This is a genomic window from Streptomyces sp. SCUT-3, assembly GCF_014083985.1.
Taxonomy (GTDB): domain Bacteria; phylum Actinomycetota; class Actinomycetes; order Streptomycetales; family Streptomycetaceae; genus Streptomyces_H; species Streptomyces_H thermolineatus.
The window spans coordinates 467,956-494,539 of sequence record NZ_CP046907.1 but is presented as its reverse complement, the minus strand read 5'-3'; the positions used below and the strand labels follow the sequence as shown (position 1 = coordinate 494,539).

At 76.2% G+C, this 26,584-nt stretch carries 23 protein-coding genes, 2 pseudogenes and 1 CRISPR repeat array (1 of these 26 cut by a window edge); of the genes and pseudogenes, 13 read left to right on the top strand and 12 right to left on the bottom strand.

Annotated features, from left to right (window positions below; translation table 11 throughout):
* Positions 1–675: direct repeats of the CRISPR family, unit length 28 nt; unit sequence GTCGTCCCCGCACCCGCGGGGGTAGTTC; it reaches 572 nt to the left of the window's first position.
* Between the two features lie 154 nt (positions 676–829).
* Positions 830–1,213 (bottom strand): hypothetical protein, encoded by a 384-nt coding sequence (locus tag GQS52_RS02230; protein WP_182311415.1) that lies wholly within the window; start codon positions 1,211–1,213, stop codon positions 830–832.
* Between the two features lie 43 nt (positions 1,214–1,256).
* A complete protein-coding gene (locus GQS52_RS02225; protein ID WP_182311414.1) occupies positions 1,257–1,670 on the bottom strand; it encodes an arsenate reductase ArsC in 414 nt (137 codons plus the stop codon).
* Positions 1,671–1,764: 94 nt separating this feature from the next.
* Here GQS52_RS02225 and GQS52_RS02220 point away from each other — a divergent pair, with 94 nt between their 5' ends.
* The 3 genes from GQS52_RS02220 to GQS52_RS02210 are packed head-to-tail and all read left to right on the top strand — an operon-like array spanning position 1,765 to position 4,264.
* A complete protein-coding gene (locus GQS52_RS02220) occupies positions 1,765–2,079 on the top strand; it encodes a metalloregulator ArsR/SmtB family transcription factor (protein ID WP_182311413.1) in 315 nt (104 codons plus the stop codon).
* Complete coding sequence (gene arsB / locus GQS52_RS02215) at positions 2,076–3,185, top strand: ACR3 family arsenite efflux transporter (protein WP_182311412.1); 1,110 nt, start codon at positions 2,076–2,078, stop codon at positions 3,183–3,185. The genes GQS52_RS02220 and arsB overlap by 4 nt, the downstream gene beginning before the upstream one ends.
* Positions 3,182–4,264: an ArsO family NAD(P)H-dependent flavin-containing monooxygenase gene (locus GQS52_RS02210; protein WP_182311411.1), complete on the top strand. Its 1,083-nt coding sequence runs from the start codon at positions 3,182–3,184 to the stop codon at positions 4,262–4,264. The genes arsB and GQS52_RS02210 overlap by 4 nt, the downstream gene beginning before the upstream one ends.
* A gap of 296 nt (positions 4,265–4,560) precedes the next feature.
* On the opposite strand, the gene GQS52_RS02205 is transcribed toward GQS52_RS02210, so the two are convergent.
* Entirely contained in the window at positions 4,561–5,598 is a 1,038-nt protein-coding gene (locus GQS52_RS02205) for an FAD-dependent oxidoreductase (protein ID WP_182311410.1), read from the bottom strand.
* Between the two features lie 313 nt (positions 5,599–5,911).
* Here GQS52_RS02205 and GQS52_RS02200 point away from each other — a divergent pair, with 313 nt between their 5' ends.
* On the top strand, positions 5,912–7,276 hold the full coding sequence (locus tag GQS52_RS02200; RefSeq protein WP_182311409.1) for an NAD(P)-binding domain-containing protein: 1,365 nt from the start codon (positions 5,912–5,914) through the stop codon (positions 7,274–7,276).
* A gap of 72 nt (positions 7,277–7,348) precedes the next feature.
* On the opposite strand, the gene GQS52_RS02195 is transcribed toward GQS52_RS02200, so the two are convergent.
* The 5 genes from GQS52_RS02195 to GQS52_RS02175 all read right to left on the bottom strand — a co-directional run bounded on the left by GQS52_RS02195 (position 7,349) and on the right by GQS52_RS02175 (position 11,348).
* Positions 7,349–7,723: a metalloregulator ArsR/SmtB family transcription factor gene (locus GQS52_RS02195; protein ID WP_182311408.1), complete on the bottom strand. Its 375-nt coding sequence runs from the start codon at positions 7,721–7,723 to the stop codon at positions 7,349–7,351.
* Between the two features lie 167 nt (positions 7,724–7,890).
* The gene (locus GQS52_RS02190; RefSeq protein ID WP_346268216.1) at positions 7,891–8,694 is read right to left on the bottom strand and encodes a sensor histidine kinase; all 804 of its coding nucleotides are present in this window, start codon (positions 8,692–8,694) and stop codon (positions 7,891–7,893) included.
* Between the two features lie 67 nt (positions 8,695–8,761).
* A complete protein-coding gene (locus GQS52_RS02185; RefSeq protein ID WP_182311407.1) occupies positions 8,762–9,583 on the bottom strand; it encodes a hypothetical protein in 822 nt (273 codons plus the stop codon).
* Between the two features lie 89 nt (positions 9,584–9,672).
* Complete coding sequence (locus GQS52_RS02180) at positions 9,673–10,416, bottom strand: DUF4389 domain-containing protein (RefSeq protein ID WP_182311406.1); 744 nt, start codon at positions 10,414–10,416, stop codon at positions 9,673–9,675.
* Between the two features lie 50 nt (positions 10,417–10,466).
* On the bottom strand, positions 10,467–11,348 hold the full coding sequence (locus tag GQS52_RS02175) for a universal stress protein (RefSeq protein ID WP_182311405.1): 882 nt from the start codon (positions 11,346–11,348) through the stop codon (positions 10,467–10,469).
* A gap of 279 nt (positions 11,349–11,627) precedes the next feature.
* Between GQS52_RS02175 and GQS52_RS02170 the strand changes: the two genes are divergently transcribed.
* Positions 11,628–12,053, top strand: a complete 426-nt coding sequence (locus GQS52_RS02170; protein ID WP_182311404.1) for a pyridoxamine 5'-phosphate oxidase family protein — start codon at positions 11,628–11,630, stop codon at positions 12,051–12,053.
* 118 nt (positions 12,054–12,171) lie between these two features.
* Here the strand turns inward: GQS52_RS02170 and GQS52_RS02165 are convergent, their stop codons facing one another.
* A complete protein-coding gene (locus GQS52_RS02165; RefSeq protein ID WP_275946449.1) occupies positions 12,172–13,863 on the bottom strand; it encodes a GAF domain-containing protein in 1,692 nt (563 codons plus the stop codon).
* Positions 13,864–14,064: 201 nt separating this feature from the next.
* Positions 14,065–15,267, bottom strand: a complete 1,203-nt coding sequence (locus GQS52_RS02160) for a globin domain-containing protein (protein ID WP_182311402.1) — start codon at positions 15,265–15,267, stop codon at positions 14,065–14,067.
* A 182-nt stretch (positions 15,268–15,449) separates the two neighbouring features.
* Between GQS52_RS02160 and GQS52_RS02155 the strand changes: the two genes are divergently transcribed.
* The 7 genes and pseudogenes from GQS52_RS02155 (at position 15,450) to GQS52_RS02130 (ending at position 23,010) form a co-directional block, all read left to right on the top strand.
* The gene (locus GQS52_RS02155; protein WP_259370519.1) at positions 15,450–16,694 is read left to right on the top strand and encodes a hypothetical protein; all 1,245 of its coding nucleotides are present in this window, start codon (positions 15,450–15,452) and stop codon (positions 16,692–16,694) included.
* Positions 16,695–16,834: 140 nt separating this feature from the next.
* A pseudogene (locus GQS52_RS02150) lies at positions 16,835–17,500 on the top strand (response regulator transcription factor); the annotation flags it as partial.
* A 373-nt stretch (positions 17,501–17,873) separates the two neighbouring features.
* The gene (locus GQS52_RS02145; protein WP_182311400.1) at positions 17,874–18,746 is read left to right on the top strand and encodes a universal stress protein; all 873 of its coding nucleotides are present in this window, start codon (positions 17,874–17,876) and stop codon (positions 18,744–18,746) included.
* Positions 18,747–18,949: 203 nt separating this feature from the next.
* Positions 18,950–19,195: a DUF397 domain-containing protein gene (locus GQS52_RS02140; RefSeq protein ID WP_182311399.1), complete on the top strand. Its 246-nt coding sequence runs from the start codon at positions 18,950–18,952 to the stop codon at positions 19,193–19,195.
* Between the two features lie 189 nt (positions 19,196–19,384).
* The gene (locus GQS52_RS02135; protein ID WP_346268215.1) at positions 19,385–22,132 is read left to right on the top strand and encodes an AAA family ATPase; all 2,748 of its coding nucleotides are present in this window, start codon (positions 19,385–19,387) and stop codon (positions 22,130–22,132) included.
* The gene (locus tag GQS52_RS28325) at positions 22,072–22,353 is read left to right on the top strand and encodes a hypothetical protein (protein ID WP_346268214.1); all 282 of its coding nucleotides are present in this window, start codon (positions 22,072–22,074) and stop codon (positions 22,351–22,353) included. The genes GQS52_RS02135 and GQS52_RS28325 overlap by 61 nt, the downstream gene beginning before the upstream one ends.
* Positions 22,354–22,515: 162 nt before the next feature.
* Positions 22,516–23,010, top strand: a complete 495-nt coding sequence (locus tag GQS52_RS02130; RefSeq protein WP_182311398.1) for a hypothetical protein — start codon at positions 22,516–22,518, stop codon at positions 23,008–23,010.
* Between the two features lie 69 nt (positions 23,011–23,079).
* On the opposite strand, the gene GQS52_RS02125 is transcribed toward GQS52_RS02130, so the two are convergent.
* On the bottom strand, positions 23,080–24,237 hold the full coding sequence (locus tag GQS52_RS02125; RefSeq protein WP_182316154.1) for an aminoglycoside phosphotransferase family protein: 1,158 nt from the start codon (positions 24,235–24,237) through the stop codon (positions 23,080–23,082).
* Between the two features lie 367 nt (positions 24,238–24,604).
* On the opposite strand from GQS52_RS02125, the pseudogene GQS52_RS02120 reads away from it, so the two are divergent.
* Positions 24,605–26,063: pseudogene (locus GQS52_RS02120) on the top strand (hypothetical protein).
* Positions 26,064–26,105: 42 nt separating this feature from the next.
* On the opposite strand, the gene GQS52_RS02115 reads toward GQS52_RS02120, so the two are convergent.
* Entirely contained in the window at positions 26,106–26,561 is a 456-nt protein-coding gene (locus tag GQS52_RS02115) for a hypothetical protein (RefSeq protein WP_182311397.1), read from the bottom strand.
* Between the last annotated feature and the right edge of the window lie 23 nt (positions 26,562–26,584).

The window sequence follows — 26,584 nt, the reverse complement described above, 5'->3', positions numbered from 1 at the left end:
GTTCGTCCTACGAGGCCGACGGCGCCTGGGTCGACATGTCGTCCCCGCACCCGCGGGGGTAGTTCCCCCTTCGCACCCCCCACCGTCCCCGAGCCGACGTCGTCCCCGCACCCGCGGGGGTAGTTCCGCCCAGTAGGCGCGGTCACGCGACTGGGGGACGTCGTCCCCGCACCCGCGGGGGTAGTTCGAGAATCCGGTTCCCTTCCTTGTACGAATGCAGGTCGTCCCCGCACCCGCGGGGGTAGTTCTGCGAGAACCTCGGGGACGGCAAGGACCCATGGGTCGTCCCCGCACCCGCGGGGGTAGTTCGGTCGACCCCCGCGGCTTCTCCATGGACTCCTTGTCGTCCCTGCACCCGCGGGGGTAGTTCCAGCCGGTCGACGGCGAGGGACTCGGTGGTGTGGTCGTCCCCGCACCCGCGGGGGTAGTTCCCACAGTTCGGGGTCTGCCTGCGCGCAGAGGGCGTCGTCCCCGCACCCGCGGGGGTAGTTCCCTGCGGTTCTCCATCACGTCGATGGGCTGGGAGTCGTCCCCGCACCCGCGGGGGTAGTTCCTCGTACTGGGTTAAGCAGGACGGGGAACTGGTGTCGTCCCCGCACCCGCGGGGGTAGTTCGACGTCGGACTGGACCGTCCACACGCCGGCCGCGTCGTCCCCGCATCTGCGGGGGCGGCGATCGGGTCGCACGGACGCCATGATTGTTGGACCCGGCCGGTGCGGAGAACGGTGAGGTGACAACAGACGGCCCCTGCAGACCCATCGGCAGGGACCAGTGACGGACGGGCTGAACAGTCCGTTCCGTTCAGAAGAGTGCCGTGGTTTTGTCGGGTTTATCGGTCACTTGCTGTTGACGAGGGCAGCGAGGCGGCATCCGGCGTCCAGGAGGGTGGGGAGGTCGGTGCCGCGACGATGACGGCCTCGTCGCGGTGGATGGCATCGGTCGAGTAGGTGGCATTCTTGGTCTCACCGGTGAGATCGACGGCTAAGACGTCGCCGGAGACCGGTTCAGCACTGAAGTGCTCGGCCTGGCTACGCATCTTGTCCATCAGCTCAGGGCCCAGGATGCCGTTGTGGAGGCGAAGGAAATCCTCCGTCTCGGTAGTGCTCGTCAGCGTGTCATCGGCGGTGACTATGCCTTCGGAGGCCAGGGAGGCGTGAGCGATGTGGAGGGTGGCGGTGTGAGCCCGCCGGTTCGGGCTTGACAACCACGTCACGGGCGCTGGTGTCAGCAGGAACGGTACTGGGGCCGGCGCCCGCTCAGGCGGTCCTCTCCGGGGCGATCTCGGCGATCAGGCCCTCGACCAGGGTCTTGATCTCGTCGCGGACGGTCCGGACGGTCTCGACGCCCTGCCCGGCCGGGTCCTCCAGTTTCCAGTCCAGGTAGCGCTTGCCGGGGAAGACGGGGCAGGTGTCACCGCAGCCCATGGTGACGCACACGTCCGAGGCCCGCACGGCGTCCACGGTCAGGACCTTCGGCACCTCGGCGGACATGTCGATGCCGACCTCGCGCATCGCCTCGACGGCGGCCGGGTTGACCGCGTCGGCGGGCGCGGAGCCGGCGGAGCGGACCTCGACGCGGTCCCCGGCCAGGTGGGTGAGCCAGGCGGCGGCCATCTGGGAGCGGCCGGCGTTGTGGACGCAGACGAACAGCACGGAGGGCTTGTCGGACACGGCGGGTCTCTCATCTCGCGACGGGCGTGCGCCGACGGCACAGGACATCAGCGCTCGGTGGTGTCAGCCACCACTGATGTGAGAGTATCAGTGCATGATGACGTCAGTCGACGCTGAAGTGATCCGGGTCCTGGCCGACCCGCTCAGGTTCCGGATCGTGCAGCTGCTCGCCCGAGAGACCCTGTGCACCACCCACCTGGTGGACGAGACCGGGGCGAAGCAGACCAACCTGTCCAACCACCTGCGGGTGCTGCGCGAGGCCGGCGTCGTCGAGACCGAGCCGTGCGGGCGCTTCACCTACTACCGGCTGCGCCCCGAGGTCCTCGACGCCCTGGCCGGAGCCTTCGCCGACCTCGCCGCCGCCGCCCGCACCACCCTTGCCGCCGATACGAAGAGGTCCTGCCCGTGACCAGCACCGAACCCGCGACCGCCCCGCGGGCCGCCACCGGGGAGCAGGCGGTCACCGCCGGGCTCTCCACCCTCGACCGCTACCTGGCGGTGTGGATCCTGCTCGCCATGGCGGTCGGCCTCGGCCTCGGCCGCGTCGTCCCCGGCATGGGCGACGCCCTGGCCGCCGTCGAGATCGGCGGGATCTCGCTGCCGATCGCGCTCGGCCTGCTGGTCATGATGTACCCGGTGCTGGCCAAGGTCCGCTACGACCGGCTCGACACCGTCACCGGCGACAAGAAGCTGATGGCCTCCTCGCTGGTGGTCAACTGGGTCGTCGGGCCGGCGGTGATGTTCGCCCTCGCCTGGACCTTCCTGCCCGACCTGCCCGAGTACCGCACCGGGCTGATCGTCGTCGGACTCGCCCGCTGCATCGCGATGGTCATCATCTGGAACGACCTGGCCTGCGGAGACCGCGAGGCCGCCGCCGTCCTCGTCGCCCTCAACTCCGTCTTCCAGGTCCTCGCCTTCGGCCTGCTCGGCTGGTTCTACCTCGACCTGCTCCCCGGCTGGCTCGGCCTGGGCGACGGCACCGGCCTGGACGTCTCGATGTGGGAGATCGCGCTCAACGTCGTCATCTTCCTCGGCGTGCCGCTGCTGGCCGGGTTCCTCACCCGCCGCATCGGGGAGAGGAGGATGGGCCGCGAGTCGTACGAGAGCAGGTTCCTGCCGAGGATCGGCCCGTGGGCGCTGTACGGCCTGCTGTTCACCATCGTGATCCTCTTCGCCCTGCAGGGGGAGACCATCACCTCCAAGCCGTGGGACGTCGCCCGGATCGCGCTGCCCCTGCTGGCCTACTTCGCGATCATGTTCTTCGGCAGCTTCGTCCTGGGCAAGGCGATCGGCCTGGCCTACGACCGCACCGCCACCCTGGCCTTCACCGCCGCCGGCAACAACTTCGAACTGGCCATCGCGGTCGCCATCGCCACCTTCGGCGTCACCTCCGGCCAGGCGCTGTCCGGCGTCGTCGGGCCGCTGATCGAGGTCCCCGTCCTCGTCGGACTGGTCTACGTCGCCCTGGCCTGGCGCAAGAAGTTCGGCACCGACGCCGTGACGACGGCCCCGTGACGCACGCGGTGGACGTGGTGGTGGTCGGCGGCGGCCAGGCAGGGCTCGCCGCCGGCTACCACCTGCGCCGCCTCGGGGTCGGCTTCGCCGTCCTCGACGCGCAGGCCGAGCCCGGCGGGGCGTGGCGGCACGCGTGGGACTCCCTCCACCTGTTCTCCCCGGCCGCCCACTCCTCGCTGCCCGGTCGGCCCATGCCCGCACAGGCCGGCCAGGAGTACCCGGACGCCCGGCACGTGGCGGAGTACCTCACCGACTACGAGCGCCGCTACGGCCTGCCCGTCCACCGTCCCGTGCGGGTCGGCGCCGTCCGCCGCGACAGCGCCCGGCTGCGCGTGGAGACCGACGCGGGCACCTGGTCGGCCCGCGCGGTGGTCTCCGCGACGGGCACCTGGTGGCGCCCGTTCGTCCCCGCCGTCCCCGGCCGGGAGGCCTTCGCCGGACGGCAGCTGCACACCGTGGACTACCGCCGCCCCGCCGACTTCGCCGGGCAGCGGGTCGTCGTGGTCGGCGGCGGGAACTCCGGCGCGCAGATCGCCGCCGACCTCGCCCCGGCCGGCATCGACCTCACCTGGGCGACCCTGCGCCCGCCCCGCTTCCTGCCCGACGACATCGACGGCCGCGCCCTGTTCGACGTGGCCACCGCCCGCCGCCGCGCCCTGGAGGCAGGCCGCGCCGACACCGGCGGCGTCGCCTCCCTCGGTGACGTCGTCGCCGTGCCGCCGGTCCGCGCGGCCCGCGACGCGGGCCTGCTCAAGGCCCAGCCGATGTTCACCCGCCTCACCGAGGACGGCGTGGAGTGGACCGACGGCACGCGCGCGGAGGCGGACGCGGTGATCTGGTGCACCGGCTTCCGCCCGGCGCTGGCCCACCTCGCCCCGCTCGGTCTGCGCGGCGCCCGCGGCCGCATCCCCACCGACGGCACCCGGGCCGTCGGCGAACCGAGGCTGCACCTGCTCGGCTACGGCGACTGGACCGGCCCGGCCTCGGCCACCCTGATCGGCGTCGGCCGCCCCGCCCGCGACGCCGCCCGCGAGATCGCCGCCCTGCTCGGCCGGTCCCCGGCGAGCCCGGACGTGTGAACCGGCGGGCGTTCAGGGGTTCCCGGTTCCGTCGTGGCGGATGCCGGACGGTGGCGGATTCCTCGTGACCCTTCCGGGGCCGGGCAGCACGCGTCGACCGCGACCACCTGAATGCGGCGCGGGGAGTCCGTCTTCAGCCGGTGGGCGGCAGCCGCGGCACCCGGAGGCGCCGGAGCCTCGTGGCCCGGAAGGCGCCCCCGGCCGGTGGTTCCGCCGTCGCACGCGTTCGGCGGCCACAGGACGCGAAGTCCGACGGGTGTCCGGGGACCGAGGCCGCCTTCCGGGGCGGCAGGGAGTCAACTCCGCAGGTGCCTCAGGACGTGCGCGGCGTCCCGGCCGACGCCGCGCAGGGTCTTGGAGGAGAAGCCGCGCTGGAACTCCATGCCGACGTAGCCCAGGCCCGGCACGGTGGTGGAGAGGCCGCCGCGGTGCAGGGGCCTGCCTCCGGCGTCCAGGGCCCCGGTGCCTGCGAGGTGGGGGAACGCGGGGCGGTAGCCGGTGGCCAGCACCACCGCGTCGACCTTCTCGCGCGTGCCGTCGGCCCAGGCGACGCCGTCGTCCTCGAAGCGGGTGAACATCTCGCGGCGGTCCACGCCGCCGGCCTCCAGGGCCGCGCGGTACCGGCCGTCGTCGAGGACGGAGACCGGCAGCCTCTGCCACAGCCGGGTGAGAGGGGCGGTGTCCAGGCGGGTGTGCTTCAGCCACCGGTGCAGGTCGCGGCCGAGCGGGCGCTGCGGTGTCCAGGCGAGGGGGCGGCGGGTGGCCAGGGTGGTGTCGGCGACGGCGCCGAGCTCGGCGGCGATCTGCACCGCGGAGTTCCCGCCGCCCACCACCACGACCCGCCGGCCGGCGAAGCCGTCGGGGCGGCGGTAGTCGGCCGCGTGCAGCAGGGTGCCGGTGAAGCCGTCCCGGCCGGGCAGGTCGGGCCGGTGGGGAGTGGTGTAGTCACCGGTCGCGCAGACCACGGCCCGTGCCGACCACGTCCTGCCGTCCTCGGCGGTGACGGTCCAGGCGCCGTCCTCGCGGCGCAGGGAGGTCACCCGGGTGCGGGTGCGGATGTCGGCGTCCAGCGCGGCGGCGTAGTCGCGCAGGTAGGCCACCACCTCGTCCCGGCCCGGACAGCGGTCGGGGTCGCCGGGGAAGGGGCGGCCGGGAAGCGCCGAGTACCTCGCCGGGGAGAAGAGGGTGAGGCTGTCGTAGTAGTGCGGCCAGGCCCCTCCCGGGGCGTCGGCCGCCTCGAGGACGAGCGGGGTGAAGCCGTGGGCGGGCGCGGCGGCCGCGGTGGCGAGCCCGGCCTGGCCTGCGCCGATGACGGCGAGGTCGGCGTGTTCCACCGGAGGGCGCTCCTTCGGGGGCGGGTCGGTGCCGGGGGTGCCGGACGGCGCCGGCGGTGCCGGTCGGTGTCGGACCGCGGTCGTGTGCGGCGGTTCTCCGGGAGCCCCCGGGGCCGGAAGGCCGGCTCGGGGGCCTCTCCAGGGGCTTCGTAAGCTCTTCGCATTCAATTTCGACATGCGTCTATGTTGACGTCTGTCGATGCGGAGTGGCAAGCTCCTTCACATAGACGCACATCGACGCACATCGAAGCGAGCGGCCGACCGGGCCTTCCCTGCTGCACCGGCCGCACGAGGACGTAAGGACACGCCTGCCATGAGCGCACCCACCGCCGAACCGCCCGTCGTCGTGATCGGGGCCGGCCCCGTGGGCCTGGCCGCCGCCGCCCGCCTGGTCGAGCGCGGTCTCGAGCCGCTGGTCCTGGAGGCCGGTGCCTCGGCCGCCGCCTCCGTGCGCGAGTGGAGCCACGTGCCGCTGTTCTCCACCTGGGACGAGGTCGTCGACCCGGCGGCGGAGAAGCTGCTGGCCCCCACCGGCTGGGTCCGCCCCGACGGATCCGCCTGTCCCACCGGCGGCGACTGGGCGGAGCGGTACCTCCAGCCGCTCGCCGACGCACTGGGCGGCAGGGTCCGCTACAACGCCACCGTCACCGGCGTGGCCCGCGCCGGACGGGACCGCGTCGTCGACTCCGGCCGCGACGGGCAGCCCTTCACCGTCCACCTCACCACCGCCGACGGCGGCGAGGAACGGATCACCGCACGCGCGGTCGTCGACGCCTCCGGCACCTGGACGACCCCCGCCCCCCTCGGCGGCGACGGCCTGCCCGCCATCGGGGAGAAGGCCGCGGCCGACCGCATCTCCTACCGCATGCCGGACCTCGACGACCCGGCGGTCCGCGCCCGCTTCGCCGGCCGGCGCACCGCGGTGGTCGGCTCCGGAGCCTCCGCCTTCACCGCCCTCGCGGCCCTGGCCCGCCTGGCGGAGGAGGAGGCGGGAACGCACGCGCTGTGGATCCTGCGCCGCGACATCGGCGACAACACCTTCGGCGGCGGCGAGGCCGACCAGCTCCCCGCCCGCGGCGCCCTCGGGCTCGCGGCCAAGGCCGCAGTCGAGGCCGGCCACGCCTCGGCGGTCACCGGCTTCCGCACCGCCGCCGTCGAGCGCGACGACGACGGGCGCCCGGTGCTGGTGGCCGAGGACGGCCGCCGCACCGACCCGGTCGACGAGGTCGTCGTCCTCACCGGCTTCCGCCCCGACCTGTCCTTCCTCTCCGAGGTCCGCCTCGGCCTGGACGAGCGCCTCCAGGCCCCCGTCGCGCTCGCCCCGCTGATCGACCCCAACCAGCACTCCTGCGGCACCGTCTACCCGCACGGCGTCAAGGAGCTCTCCCACCCCGAGCAGGGCGTGTACCTGGTGGGGATGAAGTCCTACGGCCGCGCCCCGACGTTCCTGGCCATGACCGGCTACGAGCAGGTGCGCTCGGTCGCCGCCGCCCTGGCCGGCGACCGCGAGGCCGCCGAGCGCGTCGAACTGACCCTCCCCGAGACCGGAGTGTGCGGCGGGGCGGGCCTGTTCGACCGGCCCGAGGCCGAGGAGGCCGACGGGGCCGCCGACGGCGGCTGCTGCGCGGCCCCGGCCGTCCTGCAGATCGGCGGCCCCGCCCCCGCCGGCGGCTGCTGAGCGTCGGGAGGGTCCCGCTCGCGCACGCCGCCCCGCGTCCGGCCGGACGCGGGGCGACGTGCGGCCGGGGCGTCAGGAGTGCCGGGTGAGCATGGCCGCCATGGCGGCCAGCACCTCCGGGGCCACCCGGTAGTACACCCAGGTGCCGCGCCGCTCGGAGGTGAGCAGGCCCGCCTCGCGCAGCTTCTTCAGGTGGTGGCTCACGGTGGGCTGGGAGACGCCGACGTCCTGGATGTCGCACACGCACGCCTCGCCGCCGGGGTGCGAGGCCACCCGGGAGAACAGGCGCAGCCGGACGGGGTCGGACAGCGCCTTGAACATCGCCGCCATGGTCCGCGCGTCCGCCTCGGACAGCTCCGCCGAGGTCAGCGGGGGGCAGCACGGCACCGCGGGCTCCGCCTCCGGGGGTGCCTGCACCGGTCTCTCCGCGGCCGTGGAATTCGACATGTTTCTATATTGACATTCGTCGGCCGCCCGCACCAGGTCCCTCCGAGGCGCCCGCTGCGACCCCTCGGCGGTGCCCGCCGTTCAGGAGCCGCCGGCGGCCATGTGCATGCGCAGGACCAGGCCGCCCGAACCGGCGCGGGTCTCGACCAGGTCGCACAGCTGGTGGATCATCCACAGCCCCCGGCCGCCGTCGGCCGACTCCGGGAGGGGCGGCGGCGGCCGGCCAGCGGATCGGCCAGCCGGCCCCGGTCGCGGACCTCCGCGGTGTGCACGCCGCGGTCGGTCCACAGGCGCAGGGTGCCGTACCCGCCGCCGTGGGCGACGGAGTTCGTGGTGGCCTCGCCGACCGCGAGGACGAAGTCGGTCCGGCGCCGGGCGTCCAGGCCCGCCTCGGCCGCCCAGACGTCCGCCCGGTGGCGCGCCGCCGACAGCAGGCCCGCGGAGAAGTCGACGGCCACGGTGCCGTCGCCGGGAGGGTCGGGCAGGGGGGTGTCGCAGCCGGCCCCGACGTCCGCGGGGTCGGCGTAGTGGGGGCTGGGGCGCTCGCGGCCGTCCTCGACGACCACCGGATGGGTGCGGCGGGCGTCGGCCAGGACCCGGGCGGGCAGACCGTTCGCGTCGTAGGGGCACAGGACGGTCGCGGTGCGGCCGGCGAAGGCGAGGTTGATCAGGGCCTCGTGCCGCGTCGCCTCCGTGGTCTCGGCCCGGGAACGGCCGGGCCAGATCGGCTCCCCCACGATCCGCGCTGCGCGGCCCGGGTGGCGGTCGGCGAAGTCGCGCAGGGCGGCGAGGATGCGGCCGGGGTTGCGGCCCAGCTCGGTCATGTCCACGAGGGCCAGGCCGTCGCGGGCGGGGCCGAGGCGGTCGCGCAGCGCGGCGAGCCGGGGCCCGGGCACGGCGACGAGGACGGGCTCGCCCGCCGCGAGCGCGGCCTCGACGAAGCCGCCGACCCCGGTCAGGTAGTCCTCCAAGCCCGGTAGAACAGGGCCGGGTGTATGAAGGGCTCACTCGCCGTCGGCAGGGGGTCCGGGACGGTGGTCACGGTGCTGGCCACCTCCAGGGGCGGTGCGGGGTCGGGCAAGGGGGGCGGGGCGCGTGCGCCGGTTGTCCACCGTACAACCCTTTGGTCCGTGCTCCGACGCCCGCCCGAAGTGTCCGCGCGAGGACCCCCGGATGCCGCCCGACCGGCACGTACCGCAGGTAGCCCAGGACGGCGGCCCCGTCAGTCCGCGCCGGCTCCACCCGCGCCCGCAGGTTGCGGAACTGACGCCTCTGCATGACCAGATGGGCCGGCTCGCCGAACAGCACGGAGACCGGCCGCATCGGCAGGCGCGGCTCGTCGCGCCCGACCGTGCGCACCAGCAGGCGGGTCCGCCCGCCCGGGAGGGGCTCCAGGTGGAAACCCCACACGCCCTCGGTCCACGCCCGCGGCCGCGGGCCGGCGGGATCGAACGGGACGCCCGAGGGCAGGGACAGGCACGTGTGCAGGACCAGTGTCCGCGGCGGGTCCACCACGGCGGCGGTGAACCACGCGCGGCCGCCGGGCACCGAGTGCAGGCGGTCGCCCTCGGCGAGGTCCTGCCATCGCGGCACGAGGGTCCTGGCGCTGGGCCGCCCGCCGTTGTCGAGCCGGTCCCAGCTGTACCAGCCGCCCCGGTCGCAGCCCATCTGCGCCAGCCAGGGCCACACCCGGACCGGCGGGGCGGGCAGCGTCGCGGCCATGGTGGTGCGGCTGCGGGCCCCGGGGACCAGGCCGTCGCCGGGGAGGGCGCGCCCGGCTTCCTCGCGGGTGGCGCCGCAGCGCAGCAGCCGGGGGCGGACGAGCACGGCGTACAGGACGGCCGCCGCTGCGCCCGCCACCGGGAGCCGCGCGGGACGTGTGCCGGGCGGCACGCGTCCCGGCGCGCGGAAGGAACCGGAGGAACAGGAGGAGGGGAACGGCGCGGGGTTCACGGCGCCCTCCCGGCCCCGCCGGGTCCCGCCCCGCCGGGGCCCGCGTCCCCCGTCCCCGCGCCGGGGGACCCGGCCCCGTGCCGTGCCGGGTCGGCCCCGCCCGCGTCCAGCCGGAACGGCGGGTAGGAGTCGGTCATCAGGGCTGCGTAGACGGCCACCCGCACCACCCACCGGTTGAGCCCCATCAGCAGGTCGAACAGGCCTGACGGGTAGCGGCCGGTGGCGGCCAGGCCGACGACGGCGAACAGGGCGAGCAGCCCGATCAGGCCGGCGCGGCCCGCCTCCTCCGGCCCGGGCGCCGTGCCGAGGAACAGGCCGACGACCAGGTAGTGGGGCAGGGCCAGCAGCCACCACTTGACCAGCACCAGGCCCCGGGACAGGCGCCCGGGAGGCACCACCTCCAGCCGGGCCGGGTAGCCGGGCACGTCGGCCAGGGTGAAGGGCGGGTAGCGGTCGGTGCCCAGGACGGCGTAGGCGTAGTAGGCCACGCGCCAGTGCCAGCGCAGCACCCCGACGTTGAACTCGAAGACCGCACGCGGATAGCGGCCGGTGGCCAGGACCGAGAAGAACGCCACGACGCTCAGCACCGCGAAGGCCGTCCACAGGAAGAACAGGACGACGACGTGGGGGAGCGCCAGCAGCCACTTCACCAGCCACAGCCAGCGGGACAGCCCGCGGTCCGGCTCCCCGTCCAGCAGGACGGGGAAGGACGGCACGGGGGAACGGGGCACGGACGGCATCCGACCGCCTCCTTCACGACTGGTACGACGCGGCGCCCGGGACGCCCCGCTCAGCCCTCGCCCTCCGGCGCGGGCACGACGGCGACCGGGCACTGTGCGTGGCGCAGGACGCCGTGGGCGACGGAGCCGAGCCGCATCCCGGTGAACCCGCCGCGGCCCCGCCTGCCCACCACCAGGAGCGCGGCCCGCCCGGACACCCGGACCAGCTCCTCCACCGGATGGCCGCGGACCACCTCCTGCTCGGTCCCGACCCCGGGGAACCCGGCGCCGGACACGGCCAGAGACTGCGCCAGCCGCCGCCGGCGCTCGTCCTCCGCGGACTCCTCGTCCGTCGGCACGAACCGCGGGGGGCGCCACGCCCACACCGCCCGCAGCACCGCGCCGCGCAGGGCCGCCGCCTCGTAGGCGTACTCCAGCGCGGCCGCGGAGGGGAGGCTGCCGTCGACCCCGACGACCACCAGCGGCGGCTGCTGCGGGCGCGCGGACTGCTCCGGCTCCCGGACCACCACCACCGGGCACGAGGCCTGGGCGCTCACCGGGACCGTCACCGAGCCGGCGCTGACCACCTGCGCGGCGCGGGAGAGCCCGCGCGAGCCCAGGACGACCGTCTCCGCGTGCGCCGCCTGCCGGCACAGGACCAGGGCCGGCGGTCCCTCCTCGACCGACGAGGACACCTCCAGGTCCGGGTACCGCTCGTGGGCCAGGGCGGCGCCGCGTTCCAGCGCCTGCCGCCCCTGCTCCCTCAGGGACTGGTGGTGGGCCTCCGCACCGGGGTGGTGGCGGCCCCGGGGCGGCGGCGCCAGGGCGTGCACCAGGCACAGCGGCGCCTCGCGCCGGTGCGCCTCGTCGGCGGCCCACACCAGGGCCGCCGGATTGGGGAGGACGGAGTCCACGCCGGCCACGACGGGGCGGCGGTCGGGTGCCGGTGCCATGTCTCCTCCACAACTGCACGATGCGCCCTGCGACCGCGCCCCCTGCCCGGCGCGCGGTGCGCCGGCCGGGCGCCGCCGGGAGCGTGACCGGTCCCGGGCGGGCCTCCCGCGGTCGGGCGGGGCCGGACGGGCTCCTTCCACCATGCCCGCCTCCCGGCGGTCCGGCGCCCCGGGGAGGCCCTTCGGGGGTGCGGCCCCCTCCCGCCGGGCTGCTCGGCGGTGACAAGCAAGGACCACCGGCCCTACCGCGCGGTCCCCGCCGGCACGGAGGATTGGCACATGCACGGACACGACGGTTCTCGCGAGGCCGGCAGGCAGGAATGCCTCCGGCTACTGGCATCGGTGTCGATCGGGCGCGTGGTGTGCACCCTGGACGCCCTGCCCGCCGTCGTCCCGGTCACCTTCCAGCTGGACGAGGACCGGGGTGTGCTGCTGTGCACCTCCGCCCGGTCCCGCCTGGTCCGCGCGACGGACGGGCACGTGGTGGCCTTCCAGGCGGACCGCTTCGACGAGCCGGAGGGCACCGGCTGGAGCGTGACGGTGACGGGCAGGGCCTCCGTGGTGACCGACCCGGAGGAGTCGGCCCGGCTGCGTGCCACCGGCTCGCACCCGTGGGTGCCGGCCGCCGAGCAGGTCTTCGTCCGGATCGCCCCCGAACTGGTGTCCGGCCGCGTGCTGGCGGCCGCGACGGCCCGGGCCTCCTGACCGTCCGGGCCTCCTGATCCTCCGGGCTCCCCTGGCGTCCGGGCTCCCCTGGCGTCCGGGCTGCGCGCCGGCCGGTCCTCGCCCGCACCGTCGGCACGGCGGGTCCTCCCGGCCGGGGTCAGTCCTCCCGGCAGGGGGCGCGCCAGGTCAGCACCGTGCCGCCGGACGGCGGGGCGGACAGCTCCAGGGTGCCGCCGAGCCGCTCCGCCCGCTCGGCCAGGTTGCGCAGCCCGCTGCGCCGGCCGCCGGGGGCGATGCCCACGCCGTCGTCGGTGACGGTGAGCACGACCTCCCGGCCGTCGGTCTCCAGGGCCACGTCCACCCGTTTGGCCCGGGCGTGGCGGGCGACGTTCGTCAGGGACTCGCCGAGCACCGCGGCCAGCGCCTCGGCGGCCTCCCGGGAGACGTGGGTGTCCAGCAGGCCCTCCATGCGCAGGCTCGGCGCGAAGCCCAGCACCTGGGCCGCCTCACTGACCGCCCGCACGGTGCGGGCCCGCAGGTTCTGGCCGCCGCCGCTCTCGTGGGCCCGCAGCCCGAAGATCGTGGACCGGATGATCTTGATGGTCTCGTCCAGGTCCCCGACGGCCCGCAGGACCCGCTCGGACGCCTGGGGGTGGCTGATGAAGCGCTCCGCGCTCTGCAGCGTCATCCCGGTCGCGAACAGCCGCTGGATCGCCAGGTCGTGCAGGTCGCGGGCGATCCGGTCGCGGTCCTCCAGCAGCGCGATCTGCTCGGCGTCGCGCCTCCGCTCGGACAGTTCCATGGCCAGCGCGGCCTGCCCGGCGAAGTTCAGCAGCGGGGAGGTCTCGGTGCCGGTGAACACCGGCGCCCCCCGGTCGCGGGCCAGGAGCAGGACCGCGCGCACCCCCGAGCCGGTGCCGATGGGCACCGCGACGGCCGGGCCCAGGCCCGTGAACCGCGACGGCCCGACGAGGATCCGCGGGTCGGCCGAGGAGTCGGCGCTGGTCACCGGACCGCCGGCGGTCAGCGCCGCGCCGATCAGGGTGCCCTCGGCCGGCAGCACCAGGCCGCGGAACCTCTCGGCGCCCCGGCCGACCGCCAGCTCCACGGTCAGCGCCGAGGTGTCCGCCATGGGCACGGCGATCACGGCCAGCGAGGACGAGGTGTTGGCCAGCGCGCGCTCGGCTATCAGGCCGATCACCTCGCTGCGCGGGCCGCCGGACAGCAGGCCGTGGGTGATCTCGGCGTTCGCCCGCAGCCACAGCTCGCGCCGCCGGGTCTCCTCGTACAGGCGGGCGTTGTCGATCGCCACGCCGGCCGCCACGGCCAGGGTGGACAGCACCGCCTCGTCCTCGGCGTCGAACTCCGCCGAGCCCTGCTTCTCCGTCATGTAGAGGTTGCCGAACACCTGGTCGCGCACCCGGATCGGCACGCCCAGGAAGGAGTTCATCGGCGGGTGGTTGGGCGGGAAGCCGTACGAGGAGGGGTGCTCGGACAGCTTGGGCAGGCGCAGGGGCTCGGGGTGGCGGATCAGCTCGCCGAGGATGCCGTGCCCGCGCGGGTACGGGCCGATGGCGGCGGTCTCCTCCTCGCTCACCCCGACGGTCAGGAACTCCGACAGCTGCTCCCCGTCCGGGCCGATCACGCCCAGCGCGCCGTAGCGGGCGTCGACCAGGGCCACGGCCGACTCGACGATGTGCCGCAGCACCTGCTCCAGCTCGAGTTCGCGGCCGACCGCGAGCACCGCCTCCAGCAGGCTGTGCACCCGGTCGCGGGTGCCGCGCGCCGAGTCCAGGTGGGCCTGGAGTTCGGTGAGCAGATCGTCCAGCCTCAGCTGAGGCAGCCGCATTCGGCCGCCCTCGGTGCCTTCCACCCGCATTACCCTCCGCAGTCCGTCCGGGCCGCGTCCGGCCCGTCCCACCCTGTCACCGTAGCCGTTCGGGGCCCTCGGTACGCACGGAGGCCGCTTCCCGCGGCGGGGACGGCCCGCGCCGGACCGCAGGACGCGGTTCCGGAGCGGGCCGCCCCCGCCCCCGCGGGGAGGGGCGGATCAGGCGGCGTCGCCGGGGATCCACAGGTCGGGGCCGAAGACCTCGTAGTGGATGTCGCGGGCGGGGACCCCGGCGCGCAGCAGGTCGCCGCGCACGGTGCGCATGAAGGGCAGCGGGCCGCACAGGTACACCGTGGAGTCCTTGGGGACGGCGACCCCGGCCAGGTCCATCAGGCCGGCCCGGGCGTCCGGCTCCTCGGCCCCGGGACGCTCGTACCAGAAGACGGCGCGGGCGTCGGGCAGGTCCCCTACCAGCTCGCGCGTCTCGGCACGCAGCGCGTGGTCGGCGGGGGAGCGGTCCGCGTGCAGGACCAGGACCGGGCGCTTGGAGCCGGTGGACGCCAGGTGGCCGAGCATGCCGGTCATCGGGGTGCAGCCGATCCCGGCGGAGACCAGCACCAGCGGGGTGTCCGCCTCGTCCAGGGCGACGTCGCCGAAGGGGGCGGACAGGGTCAGCTCGTCGCCGGCGCGCACCTGCTCGTGCAGCAGGTTCGACACCTCGCCGTCGGGGACGTCGGCGCCGCGGACCCGCTTGACGGTGATGCGGCGCAGCTCGTTGTCCGGGTCGGACGACAGGGAGTACTGGCGCAGCTGGTGCACCCCGTCGGCGGCCTGCACCCGCACGCTCACGTACTGGCCGGCCCGGGCCTCCGGGGCGGGGGCGCCGTCGGCCGGGCGCAGCAGGAAGGAGGCCGCGTCGCGGGTCTCCTCGCGGCGCCCCACCACCGTCCACCGGCGCCAGACCTGCCCGGGCTCGACCCGCGCCCGGTCGTACAGGCGGGCCTCCAGGGAGATCAGGGCGCCGGCCATCAGCCAGTAGACCTCGTCCCAGGCCGCGGCCACCTCGGGGGTCACCGCCTCGCCCAGGACCTCGGCGATGGCGCGGAACAGGTACTTGTGGACGATCGTGTACTGGTCGTCGGTGACGCCCAGGGACGCGTGCTTGTGGGCTATGCGGGCCAGCAGCGCGTCCGGGCGGGTGTCGGGGTCGGAGAGCAGGGCCTGCGCGAAGGCGGCGATCGAGCCGGCCAGGGCCCGGCGCTGGGCGCCGCTGGCCTGGTTGCCCCGGTTGAACATCCCGTCCAGCAGCTCGGGGTGCTCGCCCAGCATGGTGGCGTAGAAGCGGGCGGTGATCTCGTCGAGCGCCTCGGCGACGACCGGCAGGGTGGCTCGGACCACGGCGGCCGAATCGGTGGAGAGCATGGCGGACTCCGGGTGTCGGGGGGAGGAGGAGCGGGCCGCGGCGTCTACGGCCGGAACCGGTATAGCAGCCGGAAGAGGCCCCGGACCGGGCCCGGCGGCCCCACTGCGGCAGCACGGGGCCACCGGCCCACGAAGAAGGGACGAAGGTCCCCCGGGACCCCGTGCGGGCAGGGACGCACGGCGTGCGCGCGGGCGCCCTTGGGGCCCTGCCGGGCCGCCCGGACGCGGCGAAACCTGGGACGGGACGGGAGGCCGACGCCGAGGCCCCGCCCACCGCCGAGGAGACCGCCGTGCAGGAGCCGGTCCTGAACGCCGCCGCGCTGGAGACCCTGGTCTCCGCCGCGGTCGCCGCGCCGTCCCTGTGCGACGTCCGGCCGTGGCGCCTGCGCTTCCTGCCGTACACCCGCACCGTCGAGGTCCGGGCCGACGGGACGTGGACGGACGGGCTCCGCACCGGCGGGGCCCGCGCCGACGGGATCCGCGCCGACGGGATCCGCGCCGGCGTCCGTCCCTCCCCGCCCGGAGCGGGGTGGGACGGACGGGGCCCGTACGTGTCGGCGGGCGCTGCCGTCCTCAATCTGCGGGTGGCCGCCCGGCACCTGGGGTGGGAGCCGGTGACGCGGGTCCTGCCCGACCCCGCCGACCCGGGGCTGCTGGCCGCGGTGCGGCTGGCCGGCTCTCCGCGCACCGGGCCGGAGGCGGGCCGGTGCGGCCCGGACCGGGGCCTGTACGACGCCATCTGGCGCCGCCACAGCAGCCGCCTGCCCTTCGGCGACCACCCGGTGCCCGACGGGATCCTCGCCGAACTGGCCTCGGCGGCACGGGCCGAGGGCGCCGTGCCGGCCCTGCCGGGAACGGAGGAGACCGGACGGCTGCTGGACCTGGCCGCCGAGGCCGAGCACCGGGACGCCGCCGGCCGCCTCCCTGCCGGCCGCCTCCCCGGCATCGGCCTCCCCGGCATCGGCCTCCCCGGCGGCGGCAGTACGGGGAGCGGCGGCCGGGGCGGCCGGGGCGGCCCGTGCGCGACCGTCCCCCGGGACGGCCGGGCCCGGGGCGGGAACGCCCCCGCCCCGCCCCCGGACCCGGACCGCCGACCGCCCGGGCTGCGGTTCGAGGAGCACCCCCGCCTGCTCCTGCTGGGCACCCGTCACGACCGTCCCGCCGACCGGCTGCTGGCCGGGCAGGCGCTGCAGCGCGTACTGCTGCTGCTCACCGTCCGCGGACTGCGCGCCTCGGTGCTCCACCGGGCGCTCGAGTGGGAGGACCTGCGGCGGCGTGTGCACGGCCCGTCCGGCGGCCCGGGCAGCCCCCAGGCGCTGGTGCGCATAGGCTACGGGCCCGAGGGGCCCGCCCCGCGCAGCCCCGGTGCGGGCACACGGGCCGGGCCGCGGGCGCCGGCCGGGACCCCCGGTCCGGCCCGCACCTGACCGGACCGCCGCGGCGGTCCGCGGTCCGGCCGTCCCGCACCGGCCGGAGCCCGCCGGAGCCCGCCGGAGCCCGGGCAGGACGACGGCGGGCGGCCGGCACAGGGCCCCGCACCGCCACGACGCAGGAGGTAGGAGCAGGCATGTCGGACAGCGAACAGCCCACCCCGGACGCCCCGATCAGGGTGTTCCTGCTGGACGACCACGAGGTGGTCAGGAGAGGCGTGCACGACCTGCTCGACTCCGAGCCCGACCTGACCGTGGTCGGGGAGGCCGCCACGGCCGAGCAGGCCCTGGTCAGGGTCCCCGCGCTGCGCCCGGACGTGGCCGTCCTCGACGTCCGCCTGCCCGACGGCGACGGGGTGAGCGTGTGCCGGGAGCTGCGTTCGCGCATGCCCGGGCTCGCCTGTCTGATGCTGACCTCCTTCGACGACGAGGAGGCGCTGCTGGACGCGATCATGGCCGGTGCCTCCGGTTACGTCCTCAAGCAGATCCGGGGCTCGGACCTGGTCTCCGCGGTGCGCACCGTGGCCTCCGGGCAGTCCCTGCTGGACGCGAGCGCCACCGCCCGCCTCATGGCGCGGCTGCGCGGCGCCGAGGCCGCCGATCCTGAGCCCGGCCCGGACACCCTGCCGGACCTGACCGGCCGCGAACGGGAGATCCTCGCCCTGATCGGCGAGGGGCTGACGAACCGGCAGATCGGCGAGCGGCTCTTCCTGGCGGAGAAGACCGTCAAGAACCACATCTCGCGCCTGCTGGCCAAGCTCGGCGTCGAGCGGCGGGTCCAGGCCGCCGTCATCGCCTCGCGCACCCAGGGGCTCAAGCCCTCCGACCCCACGACCGGGGCGGCCACCACCTCTGACGTCACCGCAGCGTCACCGCAGCGTCACCGCGGCGGCGCTGTGGCGGCACCGCGGTCGCGCGGCGGCCGCCCCGCCCGCCCGCAGCCCGCACGGGCCGAAGCCGTATCCTCGCGGTGAACGCCACCCGCTCCGGCGGGCACGGCGCGGACCCGCCCGGAGGCGGGTCCCGGCCGGCCCCCACGGAGCCGGACGGGCCAGGGACGTCCGGCCCCGCAAGGGGACCTGCGGCCCTGCACGGCACCCCGCCGGAAGCGGCAGGGTGGACACCGGCGGCGGACACCCGCGGCCGGTACGACGAACGGCACATGGAGGTGCTCCCATGCTGGAACCGATCACCGTGGGTGTGGACGGCTCGGACGAAAGCCTCGCCGCCACGCGGTGGGCCGCGCGGGAGGCGACCCTGCGCGACCTGCCTCTGCGGGTGGTGCACGCATGGGAGCGGAGGTCCCAGCCGGAGTGGGCCGACCTGCTCACCGACATGCACGGATGGGCCGAGAAGCTGCTGAGCGGGGCGGCCGAGGAGGTGCGCGGCAGCCACCCTGGCCTGCCCGTCTCCACCGACCTGCTCCCCTCCCTCCCCGTGCCGGCGCTCCTGGGCGCCTCCGGCAACTCGCGGATGCTGGTGCTCGGTTCCCGCGGGCTGGGCACCGTGAGCGGCTTCCTGCTGGGCTCGGTCGGGCTTGCGGTCGCCGCGCGCTCGGACTGCCCGGTGGTCTCGGTGCGCGCCGGGAGCCTGCCCGAGGAGGGCGCCGGGTACGGCGAGATCGTCCTCGGCATCGACGTCGAGCAGGCCGGGGAGGCGCTGCTCGAGTTCGCCTTCGACGAGGCGGCCCGCCGCTCGGCGCCCCTGAGGATCGTGCACACCTGGAACTTCCCGGCGGTGTACGCCTACGCCTACGGCTACGGGATGAGCATCGAGACCGACCTCAGGGGAGACCTGGAGCGCGCCCAGACCCAGGCGCTCACCGAGGTCCTGGCGCCGTGGCGCGAGAGGTTCCCCGGGGTGCAGATCACCCCGGAGGTCGTCTCCGGCCCGGCCTCGGAGCAGCTGCTGCAGCGCGCCAACACCGCGGACCTCGTGATCGTCGGCCGCCGCCACCGCGCCGCCCCCGTCGGCCCCCGCCTGGGCTCGGTCGCCCACGCGGTCCTGCACCACGCGAGCTGCCCCGTCGCGGTCGTTCCGCACGACTGATCCAGCCCCGAGCCACGGACGCGCGGCCCCGGACCTCCCCAGGTCCGGGGCCGCGCGCGTTCCGCCGCCGGCGGCGGGGCGGACGTGCCGGCCCGAAGGCCCGAACGGGGCGGCCGGGAACGGGAATCCGGGACACGGGCGTGCGCGCGGCGCGCAGGGATCGCTACTGTGGGTGCGTACGACCACACTGGGAGGAGCACGACGTGGGGGACACCACCGCGGAGCAGCAACAGCAGCCGCAGGGCGGGGCCAAGCCCGACCTGGACCTGAGCGGGGCGGAGTGGCTCTCCAGCAGCCAGGGGGTCGGGGACGTGCAGATCGCCTTCGTCGACGGCCACATCGCCATGCGCGACGGCCGCAACCCCGACGGGCCCGCCCTGATCTTCACCCCGGGGGAGTGGCGCGCTTTCGTCCTGGGCGCCCGTGACGGGGAGTTCGACCTGAACTGACCGGCACTCACCCGGTGCGTCCGGCTCGCCCGGCGCACCCGGCGCCGGGGGGCGGCCGCGCGCCGGGCGTACGCTCCGCGCGAACAACGGCCGCCCGGCGGCGGCCGATGACGCCGGAAGGCGCCCCCGGCCGCCCGCGCGGGCGTAGTCTCGGCGGAACCTGCCCGACCTGCTGAAGGGGCGAGGGAGATGCAGGACGGACGGCGGCCGGGCCGCCGGGTGCTCGAGCGCGAGAGCCAGACAGCAGCCGTCACCGGGGCGTTGACCGACCTGTGCGGCCCGGAGGGGGACGCGGCGGAGGGGGCCGCCGCCGGACGCGGAGGCCTGCTCGTCTTCGCCGGCCCCGCCGGCACGGGGAAGACCACCCTGCTCGCCGAGGTGCGGCGCTCGGCCGCGGCCCGCGGCTGCACCGTCCTCTTCGCCCGCGGCGCCGAACAGGAGCAGCACACCCCGTTCCACGTCGTCCGCCAACTGCTCCAGCCCGTCCTCGCCGCGGCCGGCGAGGACGGCCGGCGCGAACTGCTGGGCGACTGGTACGGCATCCTCGGACCCGCCATGGGACTGATGGCGGCGCAGGAGGGGACCGCACCCGACCCCACCGGCGTGCGGGACGGCCTGGACTGGGTCGTCACGCACCTGGGCGTGCGACGGCGCCCGGTCGTCCTCGTCCTGGACGACGCGCACTGGGCCGACGCCGAGTCCCTGGACTGGCTGGCGGGGTACGCGCCGCGCGCCGCGGAGCTGCCCATGCTCGTGGTGCTCGCCCACCGCCCCGACGAACAGCCCTCCCACCCGGCCGCCTTCCGGGCCATGACGGGCCCGGGCGGCACCCGCCCGCACGTGCTCGGACCCCTCACCCCGGCGGGCGTCCGCGCCCTGGTGCGCGAGGCACTGGGGGAGGACGCCGACGAGGAGTTCTGCCGCCAACTGTGGGCGGTCACCGGCGGCAACCCCTTCGAGACCGTCGAACTCGCCGAGAAGGTGCGGGAGAAGGGGGTCGAACCGCGGGCCGGGAACACCGCCGCGCTGCCCGACCTGGCCTCCCAGGTCAAGGGCGCCGGGCTGCTGGACAGGCTGGAGCGGCTCGGCGGGGCCGCCAAGCGGTTCGCCTGGGCCGCCGCCGTCCTCGCCCCCGAGGTCTCCCCGGCGGCCGCGGCCGGCCTGGCCGGCCTGGGCCCCACCGAGGCCGCCCACGCGGTCGAACAGCTGCGCGGCGCCCGGATCCTGACCCCCGTGCCCGACGCGGACCGCCCCCGCGCGCCCGCGCCCGCCGCCCGGCTGCGGGCCGTCCCCGACGACGGGCCCCTCCCCGCGCCCGACGGCGGGGGGAAGCTGGAGTTCGTCCACCCGCTGATCGCCGGCGCCGTCTACCGCTCCGTACCCCACGGCTTCCGCGTCGCCATGCACGGGCAGGCCGCGGTGGAGGTGCTCGACGCGGGACTCGGCGCCACCGCCGCGGCCCGCCACCTGCTGGAGATGCACCCCGAGGGCGACCCGTGGGTCGTGCGCCGGCTCCGCGAGGCCGCCCGCGAGCACATGGGCTCCGGGGCCCCCGAGGCCGCCCGCCGCTGCCTGGCCCGCGCCCTGCGCGAACCCCCGGCACCCGAGGACCGCGGCGCCGTCCTCCTCGAACTGGGCTGCGCCTCACTCCTGCACGAGCCCGCCACGACCATCAACCACCTGCGGGCCGCCCTGGAGGAGCCCCTGCTCGCTCCCGCGCTGCGCGAGACGGTCGCCTCCCGCCTGGCCCAGGCACTCGCCCACACCGACCGGATGGCCGAGGCGGTCGCCACCGTCGCCGACGCGGCCCGGCACGCCACCGACGCACCGGGACGCCTGCGCATGCGGGCCGAGCAGTTCATGTGGAGCGCCTTCAGCGCCGACGAGGAGGACGCCCCGGCGCGCTCCCGGCGCCTGGCCCGCCTCGCCGACCGGATCACCGGCCGCACCCGCGCCCACCGGCACATCCTCGGACTGCGCGCCTGGGACGCCGTCGTCCGGGGCGAACCGGCGGACACCGCCCTGCACTTCGCCGAGCGCGCCCTCGGCGACGGCCTGGACTGGGCCTGCGACGACTGGGGCTACGAAGTCCCCCTGCTGGTGGCCTCCACCTTCATGTACTGCGACCGGCCCGGCCGCAGCGAGGAGCAGTTCCTCGACGGGATCGCCGCGTTCGAGCGCCGCGGTTGGCGCGGCGGCCACCTCGCCTCCGGCTACACCCTGCTCGGCTACCTCAAGTACCGCCGCGGACGCCTGGCCGAGGCCGAGGACTTCGCCCGCACCGGGCTGGAGATCGCCGAACGGATGGGCACGGGCCGCCTCCCCGTCGAGTGGTACGCCGTGGGCACGCTCGTCGTCGTCCTGCTGGCCCGCGGCCGCACCGAGGAGGCGCACGAACTCGCCCGCGAGCACGGCTGCGCGCCCCGTTCCCGGCCGCCGTCACCTTCCCCGACGCCCAGGCCGTCCACGGCGAACTCCTGCTCGCCCTGGGCCGGCACCGCGACGCGGCACGCCACCTGGAGGAGGTCGGCCGCAGGCTCGAGGCCCGGGGCATGCGCAATCCCGCCTGGTGCCGCTGGCAGCTCGACCACGCCCTCGCGCTCGCCCCGGACCACCCGGACCGGGCACGCGACGTGGCGGCCGACGCCGTGCGCCGGGCCCGTGCCTTCGGCACCGCCGGCGGCATCGGCCAGGCGCTGCGCGCCGCGGCCGCCGTCGCACCGCCCGCCGAGGCGGTCCGGCTCCTCGACGAGGCCGTCGCCCGGCTCGAGCAGTCCCCGGCCGCCCACGAACTGGCCGTGGCGCTCGTCGACCACGGGACGGCGCTGCGCCGCGTCGGTTGCGTCCACGAGGCGGCCGAGCAGCTCTACCGGGGCATGGAGGCCGCGGCCGCCTGCGGGGCGGACGGGCTGGTCCGGCGCGCCCGCGGCGAACTGACGGCGGCGGGCCTGCGCCCGCGGCGGCTGCGCACCCCGCAGGACGCGGACCTGACCGAGGCCGAGCGGGCGGTCGCCGTGCGCGCCGCCCGGGGCACGGACAACGCCGGGATCGCACGGGAGCTGCGCCTCCGGGAGCAGACCGTCGTCCGCCTGCTCTCGGCGGTCTTCGCCAAGACCGGCACCGACCGGGCCGGCCTGTCCCGGGCCCTGGAGCCCTGACCGCTCCCGGGGCCGCGTCCGGAGCCGAGGCCGCTCCCGGAGGGCCGTCCGGGCCCGCCCCCGCGCCGTTCCGCCCCGCCCTGTCCCGCCCTGTCCCGCCTCGTCCCGGGAACGGCGCCACACCGTACCGGTGCGGTGCGCCGCCCCACGTACGATGACCCCATGTCCTTTCTGCGCCGCCGCTCCGCCACGCCCACCGGCCCGGACTTCGACGTCCTCGCCATGGACCCCGGCGACTGGCCGGGCAACCTGGGGGCGGCCCTGCTGCCCGGCCCCGACGGCAGCTGCCAGGGGATCTTCCTGCGCTACGACCTGTTCGGCGGGCGCGGCCCGGCCATGCTGATCGGCAACCTCCCCGAGGGCTCCCCGGCGCGGGAGACCGCGGACGACGAGGTCCCCTTCGAGGTCGCCCAACTGCTCGCTGCCCTGGGCAACGACGAGCCGGTGCACGTCGTGGAGCGCGAGGACACCCCCGTCATGCACGACGACAGCCTGCTGATCGTGCGGCGGATCAAGTGCTCCGAAGGACGCATCGCCTGCGCCCAGTTCGACCGGAGCGACGGCGTCCTGGTGACGATCGCCACCTGGGACCGCCCGATCACCGACGACCTGTACCGGCTGCTCAAGCCGCTGCCTGCGGAGATGTTCCGGTCCTGACCCGCGTCCCCGGCCGCGCCGCATGCCCGCGCCTGCCCGGCGGGCACGGACCCGGCCGGGGCCAAGGGGTCAACGCGTCCCGACGGCGGCCCGCACCGCCCGGCGCACCCTGCCGCAGTCGTCGTGCAGGCGGCGCAGCAGCAGCCGCTGCTCCTCGTCGGCCTCGGCCTGTCCAGGGGCCGGGGGGACGCTGCTGCGCATGGCGCGCTGCACGACCGTCTCGCAGCGGCGGATCTCGCGGGTCAGCACGAGCATCAGGTTCACCAGGAACGCGTCCCGGGAGGACGGCCCCGCCGCCTGCGCGAGCCGGCTGATCCGGCGGCGCGAGGCCGGGTCGCGGCCCAGCACCGACCACAGCACAGCCAGGTCGTAGCCGGGCAGGTACCAGCCGGCGTGCTCCCAGTCCAGCAGCACCGGGCCGGCCGGGGAGAGCACCACGTTCGACAGCAGCGCGTCGCCGTGGCAGAACTGCCACTGGGGGTGGCCGAGGCCGTGCAGCAGTTTCTGCAGGTCCCCCAGGTCCCGGTCGGTGAGCAGGCCCGTCTCGTGGTACCGGGCGATCTGCCCCGGGTAGTCGATGCACGGCTCGAAGGAACCGGCCGGCGGCTGCCACAGGTTGACCCGGCAGAACGCGGCCAGGACCGACTGCGCGTCCGCCGCGGGGACGGCGCCGGCCGGGTGCCGCTGCAGGGCGGCGGTCCGCCCGGGGATCCGCTCCAGCAGCAGCACGCAGCTGCCGGGGTCGGCGGCGATCAGCCGCGGGGCCCCGGCCGGCGGGCGATGGCGGACGAACGTGCGGTAGGCCCCTATTTCGTGGCGGAACCGGTCCACCCACGCGGGGGAGTGGTCGATCAGGCACTTGGCCACGGCGGGCACCCGGCCGACGGTTCCGGCGACCAGCGCCGACCGGCCGCTGCGCCGCAGCACCTGCACGGCGGTGAACTCGGGGCAGACCCGCCGGACGGAGGCGACCGCGGCCCGCAGCTCCTCGCCGAGAGGGGTGCCCGGACCGGGACGGCCGTCGGACCGGGCGCGGTCCCCGGGGGCCGCCGGCCGGCCGCGCCGGGCGGCTTCGTCCAGGATGCCGGGCGGCAGGCCGCGGAACGAGGCGCGGGCCGGGGCGACGACCCGGGCCGGCGGCAGGGGGCGCGCCGGCGGCGCGCCGTCCCCGTCGCGCGGACGTACGGGCCGGGGCGGGGCGGACACGGAGGACGATGCCGAGTACATCATGAGCGGGAGAGGGTTCCCTTCCTTCGGCCGACGGCGGGCTGCGCACCTGTCCGGGCGGACCGGGCGGCCGGGGCCTCCCGCCCGGTCCCGGACCCGCACCCTGGGGAATGCGGGCCCGGGACCGGGCAGGGAGCCGCCGACCGGACGCCCGGAGCTCCCGGCGGTACGGCTGCGCGGCCGGTTCGTCCCGACCGCACCGCCGTGCTGGAACCGGCCGGAGCCGGTCCGGGGAGCGCGTCACCCACACCACACCCGCGCGCGGGTGGCAGACCACGTGGCGCACCCTGGCGAACCCTGGCGAATGCTCCCGGGGGGTGGGCACGGCCACTACTGTCGACCGTGCCGAGGAACCTGGGGGCTTGACGTGACCAAGGAACCCAACACCCGCCTGTCCGACCTGTTCGCCCTGACGGGCTGGTCGAAGGGCGAACTCGCACGGCTGGTCAACCGGCACGCGGCGGCCTGCGGCCACCAGCAGCTGTCGACCGACACGTCCCGTGTGAGGCGTTGGATCGAGACCGGCGAGAAGCCGCGAGATCCCGTGCCCAAGGTGTTGGCCTCCCTGTTCACCGAGCGCCTCGGCCGTGTCGTGACCATCGAGGATCTCGGGTTCGACCGGCATCGGCGCACCGGCAGTAGGCAAACCGTCGACGGCCTGCCCTGGGCACCGGAACGAACAGCCGCGGTCCTCACCGAATTCACGGGAATGGACCTCATGCTCAACCGACGCGGACTGGTGGGTGCCGGCGCGGCACTCACCGCAGGATCGGCGCTGACCGCCGCCATGCGCGACTGGCTGCACGACGCCCCCCCACAGGCACAGGCCGGCGCGGGCGGGCCCGGCCGCGCGGGCCACGTCTCCTTCGACCGCTACGAGGCGGCCCCGGTGGGGTCCGAGGAAGTGGACGCCCTGGAACGTTCGGTGGAGGTCTTCCGCGCGTGGGACGCCTCCCGCGGCGGGGGTCTCCAGCGCAAGGCGGTCGTGGGCCAGCTCAACGAGGTGGGCGGCATGCTCGCCTACCGGCACCCCCCGCACCTGCAGCGCCGGCTGTGGGGGGTGGCGGCGAACCTGGCGGTGCTCGCCGGCTGGATGTCCCACGACGTGGGCCTGGAACCCACCGCCCAGAAGTACTTCGTCATCGCCGCGCACGCGGCCCGCGAGGGGGGCGACCGCCCCCGGGCCGGTGAGGCGCTCTCGCGCGCCGCGCGCCAGATGGTGCACCTGGGACGCCCCGACGAGGCCCTGGACCTGATGCAGCTGGCCAAGTCCGGGTCCGGCGAGGAGACCCTGCCGCGCACCCGCGCCATGCTGCTGACGATCGAGGCCTGGGCACAGGCCTCGCTGGGCAGGGGCCAGGCCGTGCGCCGCACCCTGGGCGAGGCCGAGGAGCTCTTCGTCTCCGACCGCTCCGACGTCCCCCCCGCCGAGCTGGATGCAGATGTTCGACGAGGCGGACCTGCACGGCATGCAGGCGCTGTCCTACCGCACCCTGGCCGAGCACGAGCCCTCGGCCGCGGCCCTCGCCCAGCACCACGCGGGCAGGGCGCTGGACCTGCGGGCCGACGGCCGGGAGCGGTCGAAGATCTTCGACTACCTGTCCCTGGCCTCCGCCTGCTTCATCGGCGGCGACCCCGAGCAGGCCGACCGCTACGCCCGGCTGGCGCTGGTCAGCATCGGGCAGACGTCCTCGCACCGCACCTGGGACCGGCTGCGGGAGATGTACCGGCTCACCGGCCGCTACGCGGACGACGCGGGCATCCGTGAACTGCGGGCCGAGATCGAGGAGACGGCGCCCCCGCGCGCCGGGCTCCGCGGCGTCTGAGGGGGAGGGGCGGGAGCGCGGGGACGGGCACGCGAAGGGCGCTCACCCCCGCGCCTCCCGGCCCTCGCCCCGCGCCTCCCCGTCTCCCGGTCCGGCTCCCTCCCGGCGCGGGGGCCGGTCGCCGAGGTCCCGCACCACCACCCGCAGGGACAGTGCGCCGCCGTCGGCGTCGAGCACCGGCTCGCCCGCCACGTGGACGGCGCGGACCGCACCGTCCGGGCGCACGATGCGGAACCTGCCGTCGACCGGCCGGCCGTCCACCGGGCCGGCGGCGACCGCCGCGGTCAGGGCCTGCCGGTCCTCGGCGCACAGCCACGAGGGCAGCTCGTCGAGGGAGAGGGGGCCGGACCGGGAGGCGGCGGCCGCACGGGGCGGAGGGGGAGGGGCAGTGCTGACTTTGGCACAGGGTGGGGGTGATCGTAAGGGTTTCGCCCCGACCGGCCGGGGCGGTGCCGCGGCGCGCACCGTGCTCTCCGGGAAGGAGGTCCGCTCCGGCACGGGCCCGGGGGCCGATCTCCGGG